Origin of the sequence: Streptococcus oralis (genome assembly GCF_901543815.1) — a bacterium.
Lineage (GTDB): Bacteria > Bacillota > Bacilli > Lactobacillales > Streptococcaceae > Streptococcus > Streptococcus oralis_CM.
On sequence record NZ_CABEIU010000002.1, the window covers coordinates 1,352,908 to 1,374,555 of the forward strand.

Annotated in this window: 19 protein-coding genes; all 19 read right to left on the bottom strand. The window is 42.1% G+C overall.

Annotated features, from left to right (window positions below; all coding sequences use genetic code 11):
* Positions 1–188 precede the first annotated feature (188 nt).
* Positions 189–458: a 30S ribosomal protein S15 gene (rpsO, locus tag FQT28_RS06915; protein WP_001018251.1), complete on the bottom strand. Its 270-nt coding sequence runs from the start codon at positions 456–458 to the stop codon at positions 189–191.
* A gap of 144 nt (positions 459–602) precedes the next feature.
* Entirely contained in the window at positions 603–3,311 is a 2,709-nt protein-coding gene (locus FQT28_RS06920) for an FtsX-like permease family protein (RefSeq protein ID WP_185952380.1), read from the bottom strand.
* Positions 3,307–4,008 (bottom strand): ABC transporter ATP-binding protein, encoded by a 702-nt coding sequence (locus tag FQT28_RS06925; RefSeq protein ID WP_143989788.1) that lies wholly within the window; start codon positions 4,006–4,008, stop codon positions 3,307–3,309. The genes FQT28_RS06920 and FQT28_RS06925 overlap by 5 nt, the downstream gene beginning before the upstream one ends.
* A gap of 122 nt (positions 4,009–4,130) precedes the next feature.
* On the bottom strand, positions 4,131–4,823 hold the full coding sequence (locus FQT28_RS06930; RefSeq protein WP_000240126.1) for a phosphoglycerate mutase: 693 nt from the start codon (positions 4,821–4,823) through the stop codon (positions 4,131–4,133).
* A 188-nt stretch (positions 4,824–5,011) separates the two neighbouring features.
* Complete coding sequence (locus FQT28_RS06935) at positions 5,012–5,392, bottom strand: hypothetical protein (RefSeq protein ID WP_009730427.1); 381 nt, start codon at positions 5,390–5,392, stop codon at positions 5,012–5,014.
* A gap of 326 nt (positions 5,393–5,718) precedes the next feature.
* Complete coding sequence (ileS, locus tag FQT28_RS06940; protein ID WP_143989789.1) at positions 5,719–8,511, bottom strand: isoleucine--tRNA ligase; 2,793 nt, start codon at positions 8,509–8,511, stop codon at positions 5,719–5,721.
* Between the two features lie 254 nt (positions 8,512–8,765).
* The gene (locus tag FQT28_RS06945) at positions 8,766–9,650 is read right to left on the bottom strand and encodes a DivIVA domain-containing protein (RefSeq protein WP_143989790.1); all 885 of its coding nucleotides are present in this window, start codon (positions 9,648–9,650) and stop codon (positions 8,766–8,768) included.
* Positions 9,651–9,658: 8 nt separating this feature from the next.
* Positions 9,659–10,450, bottom strand: a complete 792-nt coding sequence (locus FQT28_RS06950; RefSeq protein ID WP_143989791.1) for a YlmH family RNA-binding protein — start codon at positions 10,448–10,450, stop codon at positions 9,659–9,661.
* Positions 10,447–10,707, bottom strand: a complete 261-nt coding sequence (locus FQT28_RS06955; RefSeq protein ID WP_000576497.1) for a YggT family protein — start codon at positions 10,705–10,707, stop codon at positions 10,447–10,449. The genes FQT28_RS06950 and FQT28_RS06955 overlap by 4 nt, the downstream gene beginning before the upstream one ends.
* Complete coding sequence (locus FQT28_RS06960; protein ID WP_000053360.1) at positions 10,707–11,240, bottom strand: cell division protein SepF; 534 nt, start codon at positions 11,238–11,240, stop codon at positions 10,707–10,709. The genes FQT28_RS06955 and FQT28_RS06960 overlap by 1 nt, the downstream gene beginning before the upstream one ends.
* Before the next feature lie 9 nt (positions 11,241–11,249).
* Positions 11,250–11,921, bottom strand: coding sequence for a YggS family pyridoxal phosphate-dependent enzyme (locus tag FQT28_RS06965; protein ID WP_000364414.1), 672 nt, complete (start codon positions 11,919–11,921; stop codon positions 11,250–11,252).
* Between the two features lie 3 nt (positions 11,922–11,924).
* On the bottom strand, positions 11,925–13,181 hold the full coding sequence (ftsZ, locus tag FQT28_RS06970; protein WP_004243484.1) for a cell division protein FtsZ: 1,257 nt from the start codon (positions 13,179–13,181) through the stop codon (positions 11,925–11,927).
* 16 nt (positions 13,182–13,197) lie between these two features.
* Complete coding sequence (gene ftsA / locus FQT28_RS06975; RefSeq protein WP_084976066.1) at positions 13,198–14,574, bottom strand: cell division protein FtsA; 1,377 nt, start codon at positions 14,572–14,574, stop codon at positions 13,198–13,200.
* A gap of 235 nt (positions 14,575–14,809) precedes the next feature.
* A complete protein-coding gene (locus tag FQT28_RS06980) occupies positions 14,810–15,514 on the bottom strand; it encodes a YwaF family protein (protein WP_084976065.1) in 705 nt (234 codons plus the stop codon).
* A 192-nt stretch (positions 15,515–15,706) separates the two neighbouring features.
* A complete protein-coding gene (locus FQT28_RS06985; protein ID WP_084948955.1) occupies positions 15,707–16,318 on the bottom strand; it encodes an NUDIX hydrolase in 612 nt (203 codons plus the stop codon).
* Positions 16,305–17,678 carry a UDP-N-acetylmuramoyl-tripeptide--D-alanyl-D-alanine ligase gene (locus FQT28_RS06990; protein WP_143989792.1) on the bottom strand — a complete coding sequence of 458 codons (1,374 nt, stop codon included), beginning with the start codon at positions 17,676–17,678 and terminating at the stop codon, positions 16,305–16,307. The genes FQT28_RS06985 and FQT28_RS06990 overlap by 14 nt, the downstream gene beginning before the upstream one ends.
* An 84-nt stretch (positions 17,679–17,762) precedes the next feature.
* The gene (locus FQT28_RS06995) at positions 17,763–18,806 is read right to left on the bottom strand and encodes a D-alanine--D-alanine ligase (RefSeq protein ID WP_143989793.1); all 1,044 of its coding nucleotides are present in this window, start codon (positions 18,804–18,806) and stop codon (positions 17,763–17,765) included.
* A 175-nt stretch (positions 18,807–18,981) separates the two neighbouring features.
* Complete coding sequence (recR, locus tag FQT28_RS07000; RefSeq protein ID WP_000966754.1) at positions 18,982–19,578, bottom strand: recombination mediator RecR; 597 nt, start codon at positions 19,576–19,578, stop codon at positions 18,982–18,984.
* A 10-nt stretch (positions 19,579–19,588) separates the two neighbouring features.
* The gene (gene pbp2b, locus FQT28_RS07005) at positions 19,589–21,631 is read right to left on the bottom strand and encodes a penicillin-binding protein PBP2B (protein ID WP_143989794.1); all 2,043 of its coding nucleotides are present in this window, start codon (positions 21,629–21,631) and stop codon (positions 19,589–19,591) included.
* Positions 21,632–21,648: the final 17 nt, after the last annotated feature.

The window sequence follows — 21,648 nt, forward strand, 5'->3', positions numbered from 1 at the left end:
AACCATAACTGAAGATCATACTTGAGTATATTGAGATAAGACGACAATATAAAAAGCCCTCTGAAGTCAGAGAGCTGATTTGAGCTCGGGCTAAAATCCTAGTGAAAAAGATGAAACTCCTTGTATTCATCGAACACTGTGTCCTTTCCCTATTTTCATACGGATTTTTGGCGCCCTTAGCATCATGATTAACGACGAAGTCCTAGAGAGTTGATCAACTCACGGTAACGGTTAACGTCGTTTTTACGCAAGTATGCAAGCAAGTTACGACGGCGACCGATTTTCTTCATCAATCCACGGTAAGTAGCGTGGTCTTTTTTGTGTTGTTTGATGTGTTCGTTAAGGTGGTTGATTTCCCAAGTAAGGACAGCAACTTGAACCTCTACTGAACCTGTATCACCTTCGTGACGTGCATATTGTGCGATGATTTCATTTTTTTTCTCTTTTGAGATTGCCATGATGTTTCTCCTTTTTATTTGGCTTCATCCGAGTGACAGGTTGGCATGCCTGCAACCAAGAAGAAGTTATTTGTCTTTACGACATTTCCTATTCTACCAAGAAGCAGAGACTTTGTCAACTGATTTACTGTTTAAAACCTTGAATTACTCCACTGATTTCAGGGCTTCGAGCATATCCACTTTTCTCAAGTGGTGATTGACAAAGAGGCCCAGTAAGGCTAAGATTAGAGTCACCGCGACGATTGGAAGAGCATAGACTTCCCAGCTGACTCGTGGATAAAAAAGTATGGTGGCAGGTGAAATCATTTGAATCAAAAATTGATGTAAATAGTAGCCAGCTACCAAACCAAGAGCAATCCCCACAAGGGACAGCACCATGGTCTCACGGTAGATATAGAGGGTTACTTCTTTATTATGGAAACCGAGAACCTTGATAGTCGAAAGTTCACGGATACGCTCCGCGACATTGATATTAGTGAGATTGTAGAGAATGACAATGGCTAGCAAGACGGAAACAAGGACAAGGATTGCCATGGTTTTATTGAGAGAATTGGCCACGGATTCAAAGAGATGGATGGCGGTTGCATTTTGAACCACCCCAGAAACAGCTGCTTTTTCCATAAAGATAGCTGCTTCTTTCTCCGTATTGGAGGGTGTTGGCTCTTTTAATTTTACTAGGTAGGTATTGTCTTTTGGACTGATGCCGTAGACTTGTTCATAAGTCGCTCGGTTGAGATAAACAAAGTGTCCAACATAGTTTTCAGAAATAGCCACGACCTTGATTTCCTTCCCATCAAGCTCCAGCTCATCCCCAACCGTAACACCTGCTAGTTGGGCTAATTTTTGACTCACGACTGCTCCATCAGTGACCTGCACCTCTTGCCCATTTTCCTCTAATGCGATAAAGGGTTTGAAGTCTTCTCTGTTTGTGACCATCATGGTGATGGTTTGAAGTCCTGCTTTTCCTTTGAAATCTTTTTCAATGGATTTTGAGTAAATCTTTTGATAAGTGTGGATCGATTCAGCTTGCAAGGCACTTTCTAGATCTGCTTTTTCTTGCTCACTCGCACTGCTCTTTTCTGCTACAATCATCTGATATTGCTGGATTTGTTCAAATTGGCGTTCGGAAACTCCTCCCACAGATGACTGAATACCAAGACCAGCAAATAAGAGAGCAACTGAACCTGCAACTCCAAAAATGGTCATCAACATCCGTTGCTTATAACGAAAGATATTTCGCGCAGTAACCTTATGAGTAAAGCTCATACGACTCCAAATAAAGCTCAGGCGTTCCAGCAAAATCTTTGATCCCTTAACGGGAGGTTTGGGCAGCAAAAGTTGGGCTGCTTCATCGTGCAATTCACTCCGCGCCACCAGATAAGCCGGCAAGACACTGGATACCCAACTCAAGGCCAGGGCAAGAAGACTATAAGACCAGTAAAAATACTCCTGGCTTTTCCCAACAACCATTCCAGCTGTTATAACATCCGAAATCACGCCTGCAAGGAGATAATGTCCAAGAAGCGTTCCTATAACGGTTCCCACAGTTCCTGCAAGAAAACCATAAAGGACAAACTTGGCAACAATATCTTGATTCCGGTAACCTAGAGCCTTGAAAATACCAGCATTGGTACGTTCTTCATCTACAAAGCGAGTCATAGTAGTAAAGGTCACCATTGCAGCAACCATATAAAGTACCACGGGGAAGATATTCCCGACAGAACGAATACTTGCTGAAGCGTTACTGTACATGAGATAGCCTTGACCACCTGGCATGGTTTGGCGGTTGTATACATGGTAAGTCGGCTCTACCAGTTCATCAAGCTCTTTCTGACGTTGTTCAAGCTTCTCTTTTTCCTTAGTTAGAGCACTCTCTGTCTGAGCCAGTTTTTCTTTTTTAGTCGCCAATTCTTCCTTAGCTTTTGTCAATTGCTCCTTGGCTTGACTCTTTTGAGGCTCAGGTAAAGCGGTCACTTGTTCTTCTTGAGTTTTCAATCGACTTTCAGCCTGCTCTAACTGACTCTTGCCTTTTTGAAGGTTACTTTCAGCTGTTTGGAGCTGTTCTTTTCCATCTTCTAGGCTCTTTTGACCATTTTCCTTGATACTTGCCAATCTTTTTTGACCATTATCAGCCAGTAAGTCTTGCAAGCCTTCCTGATGTTGGGCTCGTTTGGTCTTATAGTCTGATGAAAAAGCATCCAGATTTTTTAAATCATCATAGCGCACACGCGCAATACTATAAACATCTGAGTCAAACTGACTGGGTAAAATTACTCCATAGCCAGCCAGGTTGCCATTTCCACTGCTAGCACTCCCTAAGTCTTTTTGAGAAAGCATCTCACCCGACTGAACAAATCCAGTAATTGTGAAAGTTTGGGATTTTATGGCGGACTTACCTTCTTCTTTCTTGCTAAAGGTGATAGTCTGCCCAATCTGATAGCGGTCTTTCCAGAAATCAGCCAAGGCAATTTCCTCATCAGCTTCTGGCAGTCGACCTTCCGTCACTTGGAAGGTTGAAATGCTCTCTGGCTTGGAATAAAGTCGAATTGCTTCTTCACTATGTTCAACTGTTAGGTCTGCCATATAGCCAAACTCAACACTTGCTCCTTGAAGGGTCTTTAGTTCTTCCTGGTCTTCTTTGTCCAAGCCATAATCAGCTATCACTGCCAGATCTAGGGTATTGGCTTTACGGAGATAATCCCCTGCCGTACGTTCCATATTTGGACTGGCCACTTTGAGACCAACAAGGGCTAAAGAACCCAGCATCATCAAGGTCAGGATAGAAACAAAGCGTCCCTTTGAAGCCGTCACTGACTGAAATAGGTCTTTCCGATACGTTTTTTTCATGCTAATACTCCAATGTATCGATATCCTGCGGATGCTCATTGACCGTCATGCTCTTAACCGTGGCATCACGCATATGAATCACGCGATCTGCAATAGGGGCTAGCGCGCCATTGTGGGTCACGATAATCACCGTTGCTCCTTTTTGACGAGACATATCTTGGAGAATCTTCAAGACTTGCTTCCCCGTCTGGTAATCCAAGGCACCTGTCGGTTCATCACAAAGGAGGATTTTAGGATTTTTGGCTACAGCGCGTGCAATGGAGACTCGCTGTTGCTCCCCTCCAGAAAGCTGGGCTGGAAAGTTATTGAGGCGATGAGCCAGACCTACGTCTGTCAAGACCTGCTCAGGATCCAAGGCATCTGTCACAATTTCTGAGGCCAATTCCACATTTTCCTTGGCTGTCAGATTGGAGACCAGATTGTAAAACTGAAAAACAAAGCCTACATCTTCACGACGATAGTTTGTTCGTTGGTGCGAACTATAGTCGGCGATATTGGCTCCATCAATCCAAATCTCTCCCTCATCATTGGTATCCATACCTCCTAAAAGATTGAGAACTGTTGATTTTCCAGCACCTGAAGCACCTAGAATGATAACCAGCTCCCCCTTTTCAATTTCAAAATTCACATCACGATTAGCCACAATCTCCGTGTCACCGACCTGATAGCGCTTATAGCTATGTTTCATTTCAATGTAAGCCATCATCTTTCCCTCTTTCTTACAATCAAATCACTCTTTACTATCATTATATCGCTTTTTCAACTGGTTGGAAACTAGAAGCAAATACAAAAAAACCTAGGAATCCTAGGCTTTCTGTTTATAAATTATTTTCCAAGGTAGTATTCAGAAACGACGTTCAATTTTTCGTCAAATTCGAATACCAATGGTGGGAAGTTTGGAATTTCCACATCCATGATTTCATCGTCAGAAAGTCGTTTGATGTGTTTCACAAGGGCACGGATTGAGTTACCGTGAGCTCCTACGAATACGTTTTTACCATCTTTAAGTGCTGGAGCGATTTTGTCTTCCCAGAATGGAAGGGCACGTTCCAAAGTCACTTTCAAGTTTTCAGCATCTGGAATGACTGAGTCGTCAAGTGAAGCGTAACGACGGTCAGTGTGAGCTGAGTGCTCATCGTCACGGTCCATGTTTGGAGGCAATACATCATATGAACGACGCCAGATGTGAACTTGCTCATCACCAAATTGTTCAGCAGCTTCAGCCTTGTTTTTACCAGTCAAACCACCGTAGTGACGTTCGTTCAAGCGCCATGATTTTTCAACTGGAACCCACAATTGGTCAGCAGCTTCAAGAGCCAAGTTTGTTGTTTTGATCGCACGTTTCAATACTGAAGTGTATGCTTGGTCAAATTCGATACCAGCTTCTTTGATCAATTTACCAGCGTCAATCGCTTGTTGTGTTCCTTTTTCAGACAAATCAACATCAGCCCAACCAGTGAAAAGGTTAGCTTTGTTCCATTCAGACTCACCGTGGCGAGCAAAAACCAATTTTACCATTAGATGGATTCTCCTTTTATTTTTCGAGGTTGCCCTCGTTTATCTATTCCATTTTACACAATTTTTCACAAAAAAGCTAGTGAAAATCAACGAAAAAGAGAAGAGCTTATCAGTCTTCTCTTTATCACACTATCATAATTGTTCTCGATAGAGGATGAAATAGTCCCCAAAAAATAATTGGAAAACTACTACTCTTCAATTACAAATTTTTTCAATGTTCCAAAGTAAAGTGAACCACCAATAATGGTTAGAATTCCACCTACCCATCCTAAAAATGGAATCAAGCCGACCGCACCACCTACAATGAGCAAGACAGAAGGTGCATTCGTAACACGTTCATCATCTTTATAATACACAATGGCCACAATTCCCAATACTAAAACAGCAATTTTAACCAATGACAAAATAATTGAGAGCCCTGTCAATGTCCCAACTGTTACATCTGCGTCTTCAGTTGCTGCAGCAGCTCCAATAGCCATGATAAACATGATGACTGGAGCTAAAAGCAATACAATTCCTGAAATAAGACCAAAAATAGCGTTAACACGAGCAAGTGTATTTGTTTTCATAATAATCTCCTTAAAATTTTTATAGGTATTATTCAATCATAATTTATCTAAAAATTAAACAGTCTTATAAAATTTTATAATAAATATTGATTTTCAAAAAATAATTTTAAGTTCGATAGTCTCTTTATAATTAGTGGAAATATAAAATTATGAGAAAACTGAATAGTTGATTATGTTAATTATCTACACAGACAGGCCAGGAAGAACTTCATTTGAGGAAATGGACTAGTAAATTTTCCCATGATAAAACGCATAATATCAAAGCACTTGAACTCTTGATATTACGCGTTTTTATGATTTTAGCGACCTTTCTCAGTCTATTCTGATTATTTCGCTTCAAATCCTTCTGCGACTGCATCCGCAAAGTTTTCTTCTACGATGCTTGCACAGTGGTCACAGATAACTGCATGGTAACTGCGTTCAGCAGTAGTTGGATCGATACGACGGCAACGGTCACAAACTTCACCTGCAGCGCGTTCAACTGTGAAGGCAACATCCTCAAAGCTAACTGCGCCTTCTGGAGCTGGTCCTTCAGCGATGGTCAATTCTGACACGATCAAGAGTTGAGCTACATTGCTATCCACCGCTCCAAGAAGAGTTTTCACCACTTCATTTGGATAAACTGCCAAGTGTGCTTCAAGTGATTTACCGATAACTTTGGCATTACGAGCTTCTTCCAAGGCTTTTTGAGCCTGTCCGCGGAAGTCCATGAAGGCTGCCCAGGTATCCAAGATCTCTTCTTGGTTGGCAAAAGTTTGAGCTTCTGGTAGTTCTGACAATTGCACGAAGTCTTCTGCTTCAAACTCAAGATATGACCAGATTTCTTCCGCAGTGTGAGGAAGGATTGGTGTCAAGAGTTTGGTGATTTTGACAAGAATGTCATAGAAGACTGTTTGCATTTGACAGCGTTCGAGTGATTTTGCACCTTCGATATAGACAACGTCTTTAGCAAAATCAAGGTAGAAGGCTGACAAGTCAACATTGATAAAGTTTACCAAGGCCTTGTAGATGGTCAAGAATTCAAAGTCAGCATAAGCATCACGAATAGTCTTAACAAGTTGGTTAAAGCGGATAGTCATGTACTTATCAACAGAACGAAGTTCTGGGTACGCTACAGTATCCTCAACTGGGTTAAAGTCAGATGTATTGGCAATCAAGAAACGAAGGGTGTTACGGATCTTACGGTAGGTTTCAGAGACTTGGCTCAAGATATCCATAGAAATACGCACGTCGTTGCTTGAGTCAACACTTGTTACCCAGAGGCGCAAGATTTCCGCACCAAATTGTTTTTCAACATCGCTTGGAGCAATGGTATTCCCAAGAGATTTAGACATCTTTTCACCTTTACCATCAAGGGCAAAACCTTGTGACAAGATTTGTTTGTATGGCGCTACGCCATGGTTGGCAACAGATGTGATGAGTGATGAGTTGAACCAACCACGGTATTGGTCAGAACCTTCCAGGTAAAGATCTGCTGGGTATTTGAGTTCTGGACGGTTGACCACCACTCCATTCCATGATGAACCTGAGTCAAACCAAACGTCCATGATGTCTGTTTCTTTTTTGAACTCGCCATTTGGTGAACCTGGATGGCTAAATCCTTCTGGTAAGAGGTCTTTGGCATCACGTTCCCACCAGATGATAGAACCGTGTTCCTCAAAGAGTTGAGCCACGTGCTCGATCGTTTCAGCTGTCATGATTGGTGTACCGTCTTCTGCATAGAAGATAGGAAGTGGAACTCCCCAAGCACGTTGACGAGAGATGACCCAGTCCCCACGATCACGGATCATGTTGTAAAGGCGCACTTTACCCCATTCTGAATGGAATTTCACTTTTTCAATTTCGTCCAAGATTTCTTGGCGGAATTTTGATACAGAGGCAAACCATTGTGGTACTGCACGCCAGATGATTGGTTTTTTCGTACGCCAGTCAAATGGGTATGAGTGTGAAATTTCTTCTTGAGCAAGGAGCAAATCGCCCAGTTTTTCGATAACAGTTGGTACAACCTTGTCATAGAATTGACCTTCAAAGTCAGAGCCAGCATTGGCCATCATAATACCGCGTTCGTTAACTGTTACAGCAACTTCAAGGCCGTTAGCAACACCGACATTGTAGTCATCCTCACCAAAACCAGGGGCTGTATGGACGATACCTGTACCAGAGTCAGTCGTAACGTGGTCACCAAGAATCACCAACTCATCTACAGCTGTATCCCATGGGTGAACTGTCACAATGTGGTTCAATTCTTGACCACGGTAGGTCGCCAAAACTTGAACATCAGCCCAGCCAAATTTCTCAGAAAGGCTGATCAACAATTCTGAAGCAACCACAAACTTACGAGCTTCACCAGCTGGTTGTACCAATACATAATCAATATCTGCTCCAACTGTCAAACCACGAGAAGCTGTGATGGTAAATGGAGTTGTTGTCCAAACAACGATATACGTATCTGTATCTAGAACACCTTTACCATCTTTTACCTTGTTGGCATAGTAAAGGGAAGTTGAAAGCAAGTCATGATATTCAATTTCCGCTTCAGCAAGGGCTGATTCAGATGACCATGACCAATAAACTGGCTTGGCACCACGGTAGATATAACCTTTGTTTGCCATTTCACCAAAGACACGGATTTGAGCCGCTTCATAGTCTGGAGTCAAAGTCACATAAGGATTTTCCCAGTCACCAGAAACCCCCAAACGCTTAAAGTCTTCTCGTTGTTTATCAACTTGAGAAAGAGCATACTCGCGGCAAAGTTTCAAGTACTCAACCAAATCCATTTCTTTACGTTTAACACCTTGTTTTGCCAAAACTTGCTCGATTGGTAGACCATGTGTATCCCAACCTGGAATATAAGGCGCATAAAAACCTGACATTGATTTTGAACGAACAATAATATCTTTAGAAATCTTGTTCATGGCGTGCCCAACGTGGATATTTCCGTTGGCATAGGGAGGTCCATCATGCAAGGTGAAATGCGGTTTTCCTTGATTCAATTCTTGACGACGTTGGTAAAGTTTCGCTTCGTCCCACTCTTTTTGCCATAGTGGTTCTTTAGTAGGAAGTCCAGCACGCATTGGAAATTCAGTTTTTCCAAGATTTAGGGTATCTTTGAGTTTCATTATATCTCCTTTATTATATAGACAAATTAAAAACCACGAATCGCTAAAAAGGACGAAAATCGTGGTACCACCTTTGTTCGGAAAAAGACTTTGTCTTTTCCCCTCTTGTCCCGTAACGTGGGAAACGTCCAGCCTTACTAATTTCAGACTGGATTGCTTGAGAGGATAATCTCACCACTAGGGATTGCAGGACTCACACCGTCTCCTACTCGCTGGAAATATAGTTGGTTAGATCTTGTTCTCACATTTATTTCTTATAATATTGTAACGGATTCTTGTTGTGCTCCATGGCTAGTAGTTGAAGAAGCAGTTCCAGTTGCTGATGGCGATACTGAGAAATACTCTGTCACGATTTCTGAATCCTCATGTTGTGGCTCAACTGAATGAGACTGTATCTCTTCTACAAGCGTATTGATGTCTAACACATGACTTTCCGCTTGACTGTTAGCCTGCTGAGCTTCAAACTCAGCTAATTCTTTGTTACCTGCTTCAATGCGGGCTTGTAACTCTGCCATTTCTTCAGGTGAAAATTGGCGAGTCACATCAATCGGCTCTTCTTCTGGTTGCGAAGGAACAGCTTCTCCCAAGACCTCTCCTACAACTTCTTTAAAGGCTTCATCACTTGTTTGGAGATAAGTCGCAGTCGGACGAAGAATGTCTTCCCAATCTGAAGATTCGACAATTGCCAACTGGCTCTCAATCGTAGATTTGAGACGTTGATGAAATACACGGCTTTTGTTTTTCAATTCCTCTGTCTCAACAGCTACTTTCTTAGCATTATCTGTTGCCTGACGTAGGATTTCATTAGCCTTGTATTTTGCCTCTTCAAGGAGGCGCTGGGCATCTTGCTCAGCCTGTTGAATAATATTGTTTGAGCGCTCTTGAGCAGCTTGCTTTACACGTTCAGCCGTATCTTGAGCAATCAAAACAGACTGGCTCAAAGAATCTTTCATCTCATCAAAATAAGATAAGCGCTCTTCTAAACTTCTAATGTGTCTTTCCATTTCGTGATTATTGCGAACTAAGTCCTCGTAATCACGAACAACAATATCAAGAAATTCATCTACTTCTTCTGGATCAAACCCTCTGAATTTCGTAGAAAAGGTTTTATCTTTAATTTCTAATGATGTAATTGGCATACTTTTCCTCACTTACTTAATAATAATTGGATAGTCAGTTTTATCTTATCCCTTTTAGTTTGCCCATTTTCTTTGACAATCTTCAGACGACCAAACTTTCTCACACTAATCAAATCCCCTACAGCTACTAGATAATCTAATTTTTCAATGGGGTGGTAGTTTACCTGAACAGATTTTTTCTCTATGAGTTGACTAGCCTGCTTTCTGGATAATTTCAAGGCACTTGATAAGAGGGCATCCAAACGAAAACTGGAAATCAAAATCTCTTGTTCTTGATAATTGATCTCAGATATGATTTTATCGGTGAAAGGACATTCCTCCAGCGACACAGGTAGTCTGGCAATCTTTTGTATCCCGTCCTGAAACAGAGGGATAAAATCACGATTGACAAAAATCTGTGCTCTCTTTTCATCTACCAAGATATCACCAAAGAGCTTACGATCAATTCCTAGCTGATTGATGATTGTCCCCAAAATCTTTGCATGTGTTAGCTGTTCAAATCTACTTGGATAACGGATCTCTAGCAATGCCATTTCAAAATCTGACAGTGTCGGACTGAAATAGTCCGGATACAGAAGGACACGGACAAATTCCGTATGGATATATTCTCCGCTACTCACACAGCCCAGTCCATAGGTCCCAGCCAAAACCCTCAATATATGTTCCTGATGCGGGTTGACAAAAGCAGTGAGGACAGGAGTATAAGTATCTTCCACCCGCTTGATCCACTCTAATCCCTTATCAATAAAGGGAGCATCAGCAAGGGAAAAGTGCTGGTAAATCGCTCTATTTGTCATCATAGTATCAACAAGAAACGAATCAAGCTGTCACCCAAAAAACGGACGATTAAGATTGCCAGCCAAATGGATAAATCCAAACCTCCAAATTGTAAAGGTAAACGGCGAAGTGGATCAACAATCGGTCTAATCAGTTTTTCCAGTAAACGTTCTAGTGAACTACCGTAAGAATTTGGAAACCAAGAGAGGAGTGCATAGATTAACAAAAGCAGGGAATAGATATTCACTGCATTTTGGATCAGACGAATTAGAAAAATCATTATTTCGCTCTACTTCGTTTAATATCAAAACCAAATTCTGCACTTTGAGAATCATCAGGCAACTTGATATCTTCAATATTCACAACCACATTGACTGGTGTCAACAAATACATTGTACTCGCAACTTTTTTCAGATTACCTGCCAAAACATGACGGGCACCGTCCAGATAGTCTAGACAACGACGAGCCTGAACCTCTGTCATGTACTGGAAGTCAATCAAGATACTTTCATTTCCAGCCAATAAATCCACAATCTCTGTTGCATCCTCATATTTTCTAGGATAACGAACATCAATCGTTACTTTTTCATCTGTACGATGACTTTGCATAGCCAATTCTTGTTGACGAGCATGTAAGCGAGTGATGTTGGCATCTTTTGAAGTGGTTGATTGAAACTGCGCTGGCAGTTCTTTAGAAGCTGAGCTCGATGAAGCAATCATCTGCTCATCCTGAGGTTGATAAGTCGCAGTTGTTTCTTCCCCATCTTCTGTAAAATAATCTATAAATTTATCAAATCTATCTTTTAAAGACATAGATCTCTCCTATTTAAAAAATGCTGTGCCAATTCGAACAAAGGTCGAACCAAATTGAATCGCTTCCTTATAGTCACGACTCATGCCCATGCTCAACTCTGTCATCGGCATATTAGGAATTTGTTTTTCCCTAATTTCCGCTTGCAGTTCCTGAGTTTTCTTGAAAATTTGTTTCAATTCATCAGAATCTGCCTCAAAAGGAGCCATGGTCATCAAACCAACATACTCAATCTGATCTAGCTGAGCCAAGTCCGGCAAAAGTTCTAGTAATTCTTCTTTTGAAAAACCGTGCTTGCTTTCTTCTCCTGAAATATTGACCTGTAGGAAACACTTGATAACATGATCTGTCCTCTTTTGAATCTCCTGTGCCAATTTAAGGGAATCTAAAGCATGAAAGTAATCCACAAAAGGGATTACTTCTTTAACCTTCCGTCTTTGTAGCGTTCCAATCAAATGCCAAGTGACAGGGAATTCTTTTAACGTCTGATATTTTTCTAAAAATTTATCAACACGATTTTCACCAATATGATGAACACCCAGGGGAAGCAAGGCTTCCGCTGTTTTTACGTCCACATATTTCGTCACTGCAATAATTGAAACAGAAGCTGGATCACGATTGGCTTCTCGGCTAGCTTCAGCGACCTGCTGAAAAACGAACTCCGTATTTTTTTTCAAATCCATTGATTAACGATTCTTGAAGAATGGAGGTGTGTCCAACTCATCTTCGTCCTGATAAGTCGGTGCTTCGAAACGTTCTACAGGTGATACGACTGAATCAGTTTGACGAACGATTGATTCACGACGCAAGTCCCAATCACCAAAAGCAGAAGATTGACTTGTTTCAAAACGTCGTTGGCTTTGTTTTGGTAATTCCGCTGTATCTTCTAGGTCAAAATGACGATCAAAATTTTGAGGGTGCGGTTGTCTTGAGGCTTCACGACGAGCCGCTTGTTTTACTGGAGAACCAACAACTTTTTCTACACGTTCTTGACGAACACCAGTCGCTACAACTGTTACACGGATTTCATCTTTCATGCTTTCGTCGATTGATGTTCCAAGCCAGATATTCACTCCTTGACCAGCTGCTTGGTTGACGATTTCTGAAGCTTCTTCCGCTTCAATCAAGGTCAAATCAAGACCACCAGTAACGTTGACAATGACATCTTCAGCACCGTCAATGGTTGTTTCAAGAAGTGGTGAGTAAATCGCTTTACGAGCCGCTTCAACGACACGCTCTTCTCCACTGCCAATACCGATACCCATGAGGGCATTCCCTTTGTTTGCCATGACAGTTTTCACATCGGCAAAGTCAAGGTTGATCAAACCTGGGTTGGTAATCAAGTCTGTAATCCCTTGAACACCTTGGCGAAGGACGTTATCTGCCTCGCTAAGAGCTTCAAGAAGTGGTGTTTTCTTGTCAACAATCTCTAGCAAGTTGTTGTTTGAGATAATCAATAGAGTATCAACATGCTCGCGAAGTTCGTTGATTCCTTCTACAGCGTACTGACCACGTTTGCTTCCTTCAAATCCGAAAGGTCGTGTCACAACACCAACTGTAAGAGCTCCAAGATCTTTTGCAATGCGGGCAATAACTGGGGCAGCACCTGTTCCAGATCCTCCACCCATACCAGCAGTGATGAAAACCATGTCTGCTCCGCTAATTGCTGCTGTCAATGCTTCTTCGCTTTCTTCAGCAGCTTTACGTCCAACTTCTGGACGACCACCAGCACCCAAACCACGAGTCAACTTTGGTCCGAGTTGGATAACTGTTTCAGCTTTTGTACTGCTTAAGGCTTGTACGTCTGTGTTCGCTGCAATGAATTCTACGCCTGAAACACCTTCGTCGATCATGCGGTTAATAGCATTACCACCGCCTCCACCGACACCAATTACTTTAATAACTGCACCTTGAGCAGCTGCTGTATCAAATGAAAATGTCATAATTTCTTTTCCTCTTTTATTCATCAAACATGCTTCCGATCAAGCTACGGAAACGGTCTGTTAATTTCGGTTTATCTTGAGAACTTGCTTGGAATTCGTCTCTTGGAGCAAGGCCACTGTCAGATGTGATTTCAGTTGCTGCAGTAGCTGGTTGCACTGGAGTTGTTTGTATAATCGGTGTCACACTTTGATTTGAAACACCAAAATTAATTGGTTTCTGGCGAAGGAATTCATCTCCTCTGACTGCCTTTTGAGCCAGGAGATTCACTTCTGTCAATTTACCAGCAAACTCAGACAAGCTGATTACATGTGCAAAAGCAGGGTTGCGAATTCCCACTTGATTTGGCACATAGAGTTTCACTCGAACACCGAACACTTCTTGCGCCAATTCGACAACTCCTGGTAAAATCGCATTTCCGCCGATCAGAACGATACCACCTGGTAGATCCAACAAGTGTCTTCTGTCTAACTCCTGTTTAATTTGATCAAAAATATGTTTGATACGTGCTGAAATAATTTCTGCCAAGTAGCTTTCTGTCACTTCAACAGGCTCTACTTCACCAATGACTTCTACTTGGAAAGTCTCGTTACTTGCTAGTGGAACATAAGCTTCACCATAGTTTAGTTTCAAACTTTCTGCGATTTTTTGGGAAGTTTTTAAGACTTTGGAAATGTCTTTAGTGACATATTCTCCACCTTCTTGGTAGATATTTGTAAATTGCAATTCTTGATTGCGAATAGTTGCAACTGTAGTCTGCCCACCACCCATATCAATCACTGTCGCGCCAAACTCACGTTCTCCCTCGTTGAGAACTGAATTTACAATCGCTAATGGTGAGATGATGACGTTGTCAACATGGATTCCCACACGCTCCACGGTTTTACGAAGGTTATGAAGAATGGTACGAGGTCCTGTGTAAAGTAAGCCACGCATTTCCAAACGCACTCCCATCATGCCACGAGGGTCACGAATACCTTGGAAACCATCCACGATAAACTCTTCAGGAATGAACGTAATCACTTCACGGTCAGGAGTCATGCTCTTTGTCAAAGCTGATTTGACAACATTTTCAACATCCTGATCTGTAATTTCTTTTGTATCTGATGTTACAGGAATCATTCCTTGAGTTGGTTCAACCTGCAAGAGGTTTGCTGGTAAACCAACATTGACAGACTTGATTGAAATTCCTGCCTTCTCTTCTGCTTGGGAAATTGCGGATTTAATTGCTGAAGCAGCAGCCTCAATATCAACGATAATCCCGTCTTTGACACCTTTACTCTTGGCATTGCTAACGCCAATTACATTTACTTCACCATCTCTATGTTCGGCAACCAGCACTTTGATGGAGCTAGTTCCGATATCTAAGCCTGTAAAAAAACCATCTCTAGTCATTACATTGCATCCTCTCTGTCTTCCAAGTTTCTCACTTCTATTTTCAATAACTGTGACGAGACACAGCTATTCACAAAATATTATAACACAAAAAATCCAATCGTGCTTAGTTTTTCATAAATTTCCTCTAGGTTTTTTGTAAAAGTCTTTTAAATAATTTTCTCAGGAGCAATCATTATTTTTATATCCTTACAGCTATATTTTGCATATTTAATCAAAAAAAGAGAAGGCCTTCTTAGGCTTTCTCTTGAATCATTTTTTCTGCTCTTTGTTGCAAAAAGACCTCTACTACTTTTGCAGTCAAGCTGATAGCTGCTACCAACACACTGGACACGATGAGGTAGTTCGCCAATAGTCCGTGATTTCCCACTAGTGGTGGTTTATTTAAAAATCCATAATCTCCACCTACAACCAAGTTGACAACTCCTATCAAGGCATTTAGAGAAAATGTAATCACTGTCACATTTTTCAAATTGAGCAGGGAAGCTTCATAATTCTTAAACAAGTATAGGAGCGCATTCCCCAAAAGTGCCACGTGCCCGATGATAAAGGACAGGATGGTCACGTGCGGAAACGGATAAGGGTCAAAGAGAGGGTAAGCCAGAGCTGCAGTTGCTCCAAAGGTTCCTAGAAGGGCAAAGTATTGCTTGTACTTTGAAGTCCCTGGAATCAAGAGCATAACAAACATGGCGATCCGGCAATGATAGAAGGGCAAACTTTCTGATAAGGGCATTTGATTCCCCCAATACCAGCTATACAGAACAATCAATTGAAGAGACTGAAGGATCTGAATAAAGCGCTGGTAAGCCACCTTGTCGCGAAAGCGATAAGAAGCATAGAAAGTAAGAGCCAATAAACATAACAAACCAATATACCAGTGGAGTTCAAACTGGGGCGGTTCTGATATCTGTGTGGTAAATAATTGTTCCCACAAATTCATATTCTATTCCTCGTTCATCTAGCCGGAGCAGTAGAAAGTTCACTGCCCTAGTTTTTATTTTTTGAAAAAACTTGATTCTATGACATGCATAGAACACTTGCGTCTTAAATTCGCAACCTATTATATCATTTGTATCGCAGAAATGCATCTTACAAACACCCTTTTTTGATTTGCAGATTTCTCTAGCATAACCTAATCAATATATTGGTCTCTTTGTCCTTTATAAACCTGCCAAAGAATCTCCATTTGTTCCTTGGTGATGCGTTTTTCAGATAAGGCTGGCAATTGGTTAATGGCAAAAAATTGAAGCTCAGCAATTTCTTGATTCTCTTGAAATCGTCCCTCAATGAGTTGGCATTCAAAGACAAACTTTGCATATTGTTTGCTCTGTAGTTGGAAACGATTGGTGTCAAAAACTGCAAGTAACCTTTCAGCTTTTGCTGTAAAACCGGTTTCTTCTTCAATTTCCTTAAGAATATTTTCGGTTGGAGAATAGCCGACCTCACCAAAGCCACCTGGCAAAGACCAGCTATCCTCTCCTTGTCCCCTAACCAGACAAATCTTTTCATCCTCAACAATCCAAGCACGGACGTCCATCAGAGGAGTTGCATAAGCACCAGTTGGTCTCAGGAGCTCTGTTACTTCCTCTTGCTTTAGTTCTGTAGTTTCTCTCAAAATATCAGATAAGATCGCACGTAAGTCCTCGTATCGCTCACAGTCAAAAGGATCTTTTGTGAAGGTTAATCCAGTATCCGTAATGGCTAGCATTCTTTGCAGATACTTGGTAAAATCACTTGCATTCATTTTCTAAACTTTCTACCAACTTAGCTAGATTCATGGAGTTAGAGCCTTTGAGCAGAATTTGGTCGTTCGTACCAAGGCTTGCCTTAACCTGCTTGACAAGACCTTCAAATTGGTCCTCGTCGGCTGTTTTTTTGAAGTAATAAACGTGGCCGATTGGGAACATTTGACTGGCCAGTTGGGCCAATTCAGCAATGTCTTCCCCGTAGAAAATAACCGTATCAAGCACATCGGGCGAGAGGCTCAAAATCATCTGGTTATGGAGTTGGACAGACTGGTCTCCAAGTTCTTTCATATCTGCCAAAACCGCAATTTTCTTACCACCTTCATTAGCTGGAATGGCAGAGAAAGTCTCTAAAATTAGCTTCATAGCAGTTGGATTGGCATTGTAAACATCTGACAGGATATCTGCTCCATTGGCTGCTTTCTTCCACTCAGTACGGTTACGCGTCAATTCAAGATCTTGGAAAGCCTGACGAATCTGCTCCTCTGACACTCCTTCTTGAAGAGCTACATAAGCAGCAATCATGGCATTGGTGGCATTGTACTTACCAGTCACTGGCAAATCAAGGGCTTGTTCCAAGAAATTAGCCTTAAAGGTCAGACTATCCTTGCGCTCAACCAAGTCTGTAATTTCCAGCTCTGCTCCTTGCCCAAAACGGACTACCTTTTTATCAGTAGGCAAGTAGTCCTCTACAATAGGATCAGCTGGTGCCAAGAGCAAGGAACCAGGTGCCATCCCGTCTGCAATTTGCATTTTTCCTTTAGCAATTTCTGAGCGGTCTTTGAAAAAGGCCAAATGGGCTTCTCCAACCAAGGTCACGATGGCTGTCTTTGGATGAGCCAATTCAGACAAGAGATGAATATCTCCCAAGTGATCCTGTCCCATCTCCAAGACCAACTTTTCTGTTCCTTCAGGCATGTGAAGAACCGTGTAAGGAAGACCAATTTCGTTATTGTAGTTTCCTTGTGTTTTGTAGGTTTTGTATCTTGTTGACAGTAAATGCGCCAGCATATCCTTAGTCGTTGTCTTACCATTTGAACCTGTAACAGCAAAGACATCAACAGCCGTTTTCTCAAGATAGTAGGCTGCTAGCCTTTGAAAAGCAGTCAACACATCATCTACTAGAATGTAGGGATGATTTGCAATCTCTTTCTCAGAGAGGGTTACTACTGCACCATTTTCAAACGCTGTTTCAATAAAATCATGGCCATCACGCGCTCCCTTGAGTGGCACAAACAAATCTCCCGTCCCAATCAGACGACTGTCAAACTCAGCCTTTTCCAACTGGGTATCCGCAAAAAGACTAACATCATTTTTAGCTCCAACAGCTTGTGCAACTTCGTGGATTGTTAATTTCATTTCTACTCCTTTAAAAAGGGTTGAAGCCCGAGAACTCTACTCACCTTGCAGTGATGGTTCTGACTCCTACCCTCTCTTTCGTTTTTATAGCAAATGCGCTTCGCGCTTGTCAAAGCTTTCCTTGGCAAGGTCAACCAAACGCTCAATTAGATCTGGGTAGCTGATTCCCATATTGTCCCATAGCAGTGGATACATAGACCACTGGGTGAAACCTGGCATAGTATTGAGCTCGTTTAGGAAAATCTCGCCCTTATCTGTATAGAAGAAATCACAACGAGACAGACCGAGACCACCAATCGCACGGAAGGCAGTTTCTGCATTTCGACGCATGACAGCTACCACATCATCACTAATCTTGGCTGGGATGTCCATGGTAATCTTGTTATCGATATACTTGGCATCATAGTCGTAGAAAGCAACATCCTTGACCACTTCACCTGGCAACGTGCTTTTGACATCGTAGTTACCCAAGAGTCCAACCTCGATTTCACGAGCATTCACCCCTTGCTCTATCAAGACACGACTGTCATATTGGAAGGCAAGCTCCAAAGCTTTGCGGAGTTCCTCATGGTTTTCAGACTTAGAAATACCAACACTTGAACCCATATTTGACGGTTTCGTGAAGACTGGATAGCTTAATCTTGCTTCTACTTCCGCAACCTTAGCCACCAAGTCATCTCCCTCAACAATGGCCACATAAGGAACTTGAGCAATCCCAGCAGACTCCAAGACACGTTTGGTCGTGATTTTATCCATGGCAAGGCTAGATGACAAGATATTGCAGCCAACATAAGGCATTTTCAAGACTTCCAAGAATCCTTGAACTGAACCATCTTCTCCCATTGGACCATGAAGAACTGGAAAGACCACTGCACCTTCTTCGTAGATGGCACTTGGCGCTATTTTTTTGTCCCAGTCAATAGTCGCATTGGTCATGAGACGATCCTCTTGACCTGGAGTCTGGCTAAATTCTTGCGTCTTGATAAAGTCACCTGACTGGTTGATAAAGAAAGTCTTGACTGTGAAACGGTCGTAATTGACCGCACGCATGACACTCTCAGCTGATAGTACAGATACTTCACGTTCCGCACTACGTCCACCGTATAAAAGAATAATTGTTTGTTTCATATTACTGTCCTATTTTCTAATAGAATACTCGCACCTTAGTATATCATATTTGCTTCTTTTTTGAAACTTGAACATGGTACTGGTAGTAAAGAAATATAAAAAGAGACCGTTAACATCAAATTCGGTCTCCTTGGTTTTTAACTATACGAATTGAAGTTCGTAAATTTGTCTACTCTTACAACTCTGTTCGATTTTCAATAGCTCGTAAGAGTGTGACTTCGTCCGCATACTCAATATCCGCTCCCACGGCTAGACCTCGTGCCAGACGGGTAACCTTGATACCCGCTGGTTTGAGCAGGCGAGATAGGTACATAGATGTCGCTTCCCCGTCAGCCGTCGCATTGGTTGCCACGATCACCTCTGAAACCTCACTATCCATGAGACGGGTCATGAGACTCTTGAGGTTGATATCGTCTGGGCTGATGCCATTCATAGGAGAAATGAGCCCGTGCAAGACATGATAGAGTCCGTGGTATTCTTGGATATTTTCCATAGCAGCCACATCGCGACTATCCTCTAACACCAAGATGGTTGTCTGGTCTCGAGTCGGGTCCGTACAGATCGAGCAAGGATCATCATCCGTTAAACGGCCACAGATGGAACAATAGGTCAATTCCCGCTTAGCAGACAGGAGATTTTTGGCAAATTCATTGACATCGTCATCAGACATTCCAATGGTATAGAAGGCTAGGCGGGTAGCCGTTTTGATCCCGATACCTGGTAACTTTGAATAGCTATCAATCAGCTTGGCAATAGGTGTTGGATACAGCATAAGTTCCTTTCTAATTCATTGGATGGTGTTGGTTATAGAGATTGATAATGTCGCGTGCAATCGAAGGTCCAACACCATTTGTAAGATTAGTGTTATGAGGAAAGACGACTGCAACAGCGATTTGGGGATTATCGGTTGGTGCATAAGCGACTGCATTTGTATTGTTGGCTTTTTGACCGCCATTAACATAACTTTCGGCAGTACCTGTCTTTCCACTGATGGAAACGGCTGCACCATTTGAGAAGGCACGACCAGTTGTCAGAGCGCTCGTTCCATGAGAAACTTGATAGAAACCTTGCTGCAAGATAGCCATATCTGCTTCTGAAATATTAACCTTGTTCATTTCCTTGGTGGCTGTTTCTTGAACCAGACTTCCCAACCCACCTTGGTCATTGTTTCCATAAACGCCTTCAACGATGTGAGGAGCTAAACGCACACCGTTGTTTGCAATGGTTGCGACATACTGGGCTAACTGCATAGGTGTGTAGTTATCAAACTGACCAAAAGCATTATTTAGATAGTTGGCCAAATCAAATTCTTTTGGTATAAATCCTGTTGATTCATCTGGAAGATCAATCCCCGTTGAAGCTCCGAGTCCATATTCCCCAAAGGTTGACCGCAATTTGCCCATAGCTGTATCTAATTGACTCGTTGCTACCATCATATTGGGTTTATAGGTCTGTCCCATAATTCCCAAAGCTGTTTGCACCATGTAGGTATTAGAGGAATATTCCAAAGCTTCAACCGCTGTGATAGGGAAAGAACCGTATGACAAGGTGTACCATGAATTGATAGGAGCTGAACCTTGGAAAACAATCGGCTGGTCTGTCAAGGTTTGATTGCCTGACAAAACTCCATTTTCCCAACCAGAACTAATGGTCGCTGCCTTGACGACAGATCCTGGCACAAAGACGTTGGTAACTGTCCCTAGGGAGTCTGAGCTCAATTTCCCTGATTCAACATCATGCTTGACACCTGACATCGCCAGAACTGCACCAGTTTTGGGATTGAGGGCCACAGCGTAGACCCCTTCAGAATATTTAGCGCCACCATTACTCAACTCCGAGTTAAAGTAGCTCTTAAGCAGGTCATCCACTCCATTTTGGAAAGCTAAGTCAATCGTTAGTTTGATATTGTTTCCTTTGCTTCCTTCCTCGACATTTTCCACACTTTCCATGTTTCCATGTTTGTCGAGATGGATTTCCTTGACGGAGCGTTTGCCTTGGAGGACATCTTCATATTGCTTTTCAAGATAGGAAGTCCCAACTCGGTCATTGAGTGAGTAGCCTTTCTTGAGATAAGCGTCAACTTCCTCAGCTGGAAGTCCTGACTTTTCATTTGAAACGCTACCGACGATAGACGATAGAGAAGTGTCCAGTACTTTTCGGTCCCATGAGGTTGAAATACTAATGCCCGGTAATTCCTTGGATGCAGAAGCCACAAGAGCAACCTGAGTATCATCTAAAGCATCTGTTGAAATGGTGCCCGTTGCAAAATTTTCAACAGCATTGAGCTGACTAAAGAGATAGATTTCCTTTTTCTGGTCATCTGTATAATTAAGTTGACTCACGTCTATGCTTTCAACCGCATTATTGTAAAGTGTCGCTTCTGATAAGCGGTTCCCATCTGAATCTAGGCGTTTATCGCTTGGTAAGGATTCGACTGTTTTTTTATAAACGTCCTGATCCGCCAAGTAGTAGTCTGCAATCTGACGGTCTGTCAAATTAGGGGAGGTTACATTCACATATGTGAGAAGTTTCTTGGCTGTCTCCTTTAATTCAGCTGCAGTCATTTTGTTGTTTCGGGTGAAAGAAACAACCTGCTTAACAGTGTTTTCTACCAAGGGCTTCCCTGTTGCATCATAGATCTGTCCACGAGCTGAACTGGTTGTCACCCTGGTCTGGCTGGCTGAAGCCAATTTTGTTTCATAGAAATCTTTATTCAGCACCTGCATGTATAACAATCGACCGATAATGGTCATAAACAGCAGGATAACTATCGCAAACAGTAAATTAAGCCGAATCGGAATCGAATGGCTATTGAATTTTCTCATACAACTAAGACTCTTTT